Here is a 3,229-nt window from a genome sequence, read left to right as displayed (position 1 = left end):
GTAAGCGTCAAGCTGTACCCACCTTCTTACTTAGCATTCGCTATGAGATAATCCTCCTCAGAATCAACAGAGGGAGGATTTTTTCATGGCCAGGGAAGATGTCCAAGAGAAATGGGAAGCCCGCATCGCTGCATTCCGTTCCAGCGGCGAAAAAGCAACAAAATGGTGCAAAGATAATCAAGTAAATCGTCGTCATCTTTACGCATGGTTGAAAAGACTAAGCAGTTCATCTTCGGACGCCAACAGTACCAAGTCAACTACCTTTGTCAAAGCTAACGTAACTCCTGAGTCGAAGCCTACACCGTCCGCTTGCCCCCTTTGCATCCGAATCGGTACAGCTGTTATCGAGGTCGAACCTGGGTTCAATCCTGCCCTGCTCCGCGATGTGGTGCAAGCATTGGAGGCCGAATGCTAAGCGAGCTGACCACTCAGCAAGTGTATCTGGCATGCGGTAACACGGATTTACGGAAATCCATCGACGGACTGGCTGCTCTCGTCCAAGGAGGACTTGGACTGAATCCGTTCTCCCCATGCTTGTTTGTCTTTTGCAACCGGGGACGGGACAAGCTGAAGATGCTGTACTGGGAGCATAACGGCTTCTGGTTATTTTATCGGCGTCTGGAACGCGGCACGTTCCGCTGGCCGGAAAGCCGTGAAAACAAAGTAACGATCACATATCGCGAGCTTCGCTGGCTGCTCGATGGGCTTTCCCTTACCCAGCAACAAGCGTATAAGCCGGTGGTTGCGGAAAACATGTTGTAACGAGCGAATGTTCGCTATTTCGCCATACCTACGCCTAGGAATCGCCGACTTTATGCCGAAATCAATAGGTATGGAAAATCGAACGGACTCTCTCCCCACAATCGAAGAACTCGAAGCGCAAAACGCGAAACTGGAACAGATGAATGCCGAGCTGTCGGCGAAGCTGAAATAAGGTCAATACGTTCAAGATCCTTTGTTACTAGTCGATTCTAAGAGTAACAAGAATGAAATCCTGATGATCGGGGAACCTTAGATGCATGTACCACCTTGTCCAGTGCTGTGTTTTTTACCGCCATCGTGTGCCTCCATCCATGATGGAGTGCGAGTTAAAAAACGTGTTTACAAGACAGACCAGTCTGTATATAATCAAAGCAAGACAGCCCTGTGTGTTTATATTTGAAATAGCCTCTCGGCATTAGAGTGGGCTTAAAGGGGGAATAGGTCTCGGAAGCCACGTTACTGGACTGGAAAACATGGATAATGAAAACCAGTTTCATAAATGAGCAGACTAACACCATTTTGAACGTTCCATTTTTAAAATTTAAGCGGCAGTGGGATAGAACAGACTCTTCGACGAGTCCCATTCTTCTTTTTGGCTGAGGTACCACGCATCCATGCGAGTTACGGTACTCATCTCATGAAGTGCATCACTGCAGCAAGGACAATACCGTTCTTCTGCCGGCAGTTCATGGACGATGGTTTCAACGGGCAAGTGCTCCAATTTCGCTTCGCGGCCGCCAGTCGGCTTCTTGCGCGTATAGGTCACTTGTTCGACCTCAACCTCAGGTTCTGCCGCCTCCGGAGAGGCAAGCACTTCCGCCTCGTTGAACAAATCGAGCTGATCCGGATGTGTCTTCTCGCTGGAAGCACCGAATCGCTTTTGCTGGGCCAGACGAAACTGCTCCTCGTACCATGTTAAAATGAAGCCATGGAGGTGAAAACGATGAACTCGCAATCAAACGACCGATTGTCAGCGAGGGAAAGACTGCTTGCCGCGGCTAGCGAGTTGTTTTATCAGGAAGGCGTGCACACTGTTGGGATTGACCGTGTGATCGAACGAGCTGGAGTGGCCAAAGCAACCCTCTATAGCAACTTTGGTAGTAAAGATGAGCTCATTCGTGCATACCTCACGGAACGGTACGAGAAATGGAAGGAGCGCATGGAGAATAGACTTGTCGCGTACGAGACGCCACGGGAACGTCTTCTGGGAGTGTTTGACCTGCAAGGAGAGACGTTTAATGGGCCGGGATTTCGCGGATGCGCATTCATGAATGCTAGCGCTGAAAAGCAATCGGGCAGTGCGGTTGAGGAGGTATCCGACATGTATCGTGCTTCGGTACGGACCCTGTTTACTGAGCTTGCACAGGACGCAGGAGCTGTCTACCCTGAAAATCTGGCGACACAACTTGTCCTCTTATTCGACGGAGCTACGGTGGCGGAACGCATGGATCGAAACCCCAAGATCACTAACACAGCTCGTGAGGTCGCCACTAGGTTAATAGACGCGGCTGTAAGTTCCTGACCAATAACGGGTCTCGTGTGGTAGCGGTGCAGGACGAAACAAATTACGTTTTTTTAGGGGCTAAGAATATGAAACAAGAAATTTGTACAATTGGGTTCGCAAAAAAGAGTTTGGAGCAGTTTGTGAACTTAATGAAAAATGCTGGGGTGACTCGTCTTGTTGATACTCGTCTCAACAATACTTCACAATTATCGGGTTACGCCAAGAAAAATGACCTCTCATATGTAATGAGATTGGTAGGAATATCTTATCAGCATGATGTATTGCTTGCTCCAACAGAAAATATTTTTAGCGCATATAAAAAAAAGCAGATGAGTTGGGACGAATTCGAAAAACAGTACGTTGGTTTGCTAGAGAAAAGAAAAATTGAAAACCGGATCAACGATATTTTGGCTGATGAAGTAACATGCTTTTTGTGCAGTGAAGACAAACCCCATCACTGTCATAGGAGATTGCTCGCAGAGTATCTGAATCAGCATAAAAAAGAAATCAAAGTAACTCATTTGGTGTAGTTTTGTTATTTAAGATTTAAGGCTATATAATATATAGTTCCATTGGTTTTAACTATTGGGCTATTTATGTTAATTATGGGTGTGTAAATGACTACCTGTGGGAGAGCGCTTGCATGGCATGCAAGAGGTCAGGGGTTCGATCCCCCTATTCTCCACCAAACCTATTCAGATACGGCAGCGATGCCGATTTTTTTATTTTTGTTACATACTCTATTCATGTGGAGTGCTCAATATTGATGGTGCGAAAAGACTGAGATGTGACAGTATTGCTCAAAGTGAATAGCTAATATTAACTCAAACATTAAGCCCCAGGCTATGCCTGGGTGAACAAAACAGGAAGTGCCGTGAGACATGATGGAAGAAAGTCCTCCTTTGCTATACTGAGAATTGGTTTCACCAGCCAAATTCTCTAGGTAAGCGTCAAGCTGTACCC

General features: G+C 46.8%; 5 protein-coding genes and 1 pseudogene. 4 read left to right on the top strand and 2 right to left on the bottom strand.

Going from position 1 to position 3,229, the window contains the following annotated elements:
* Positions 1 to 85 precede the first annotated feature (85 nt).
* Positions 86 to 415 carry an IS66 family insertion sequence element accessory protein TnpA gene (gene tnpA / locus P364_RS0134415; RefSeq protein ID WP_024634483.1) on the top strand — a complete coding sequence of 110 codons (330 nt, stop codon included), beginning with the start codon at positions 86 to 88 and terminating at the stop codon, positions 413 to 415.
* Positions 409 to 762, top strand: a complete 354-nt coding sequence (gene tnpB, locus P364_RS0134410) for an IS66 family insertion sequence element accessory protein TnpB (RefSeq protein WP_024634482.1) — start codon at positions 409 to 411, stop codon at positions 760 to 762. The genes tnpA and tnpB overlap by 7 nt, the downstream gene beginning before the upstream one ends.
* A 616-nt stretch (positions 763 to 1,378) precedes the next feature.
* On the opposite strand, the pseudogene P364_RS0134400 reads toward tnpB, so the two are convergent.
* A pseudogene (locus P364_RS0134400) lies at positions 1,379 to 1,681 on the bottom strand (transposase domain-containing protein); the annotation flags it as partial.
* 24 nt (positions 1,682 to 1,705) lie between these two features.
* Here P364_RS0134400 and P364_RS0134395 point away from each other — a divergent pair.
* Positions 1,706 to 2,284 carry a TetR/AcrR family transcriptional regulator gene (locus P364_RS0134395; protein WP_024634480.1) on the top strand — a complete coding sequence of 193 codons (579 nt, stop codon included), beginning with the start codon at positions 1,706 to 1,708 and terminating at the stop codon, positions 2,282 to 2,284.
* A 68-nt stretch (positions 2,285 to 2,352) separates the two neighbouring features.
* Entirely contained in the window at positions 2,353 to 2,796 is a 444-nt protein-coding gene (locus P364_RS0134390; RefSeq protein ID WP_024634479.1) for a DUF488 domain-containing protein, read from the top strand.
* 227 nt (positions 2,797 to 3,023) lie between these two features.
* Here P364_RS0134390 and P364_RS38430 read toward each other — a convergent pair.
* On the bottom strand, positions 3,024 to 3,229 hold a 206-nt coding region (locus P364_RS38430), incomplete at its 5' end, for a hypothetical protein (protein WP_236642275.1).

Origin of the sequence: Paenibacillus sp. MAEPY2 (assembly GCF_000499205.1) — a bacterium.
Taxonomy (GTDB): domain Bacteria; phylum Bacillota; class Bacilli; order Paenibacillales; family Paenibacillaceae; genus Paenibacillus; species Paenibacillus vandeheii.
This window is presented reverse-complemented; position numbering and strand designations above follow the sequence as displayed.

Excerpts from the sequence above, each read along its gene's own strand:
- P364_RS0134390 (WP_024634479.1), top strand. The coding sequence starts at position 2,353 with ATGAAACAAGAAATTTGTACAATTGGGTTCGCAAAAAAGAGTTTGGAG.
- tnpB (WP_024634482.1), top strand. The coding sequence starts at position 409 with ATGCTAAGCGAGCTGACCACTCAGCAAGTGTATCTGGCATGCGGTAAC.
- P364_RS0134395 (WP_024634480.1), top strand. The coding sequence starts at position 1,706 with ATGAACTCGCAATCAAACGACCGATTGTCAGCGAGGGAAAGACTGCTT.
- tnpA (WP_024634483.1), top strand. The coding sequence starts at position 86 with ATGGCCAGGGAAGATGTCCAAGAGAAATGGGAAGCCCGCATCGCTGCA.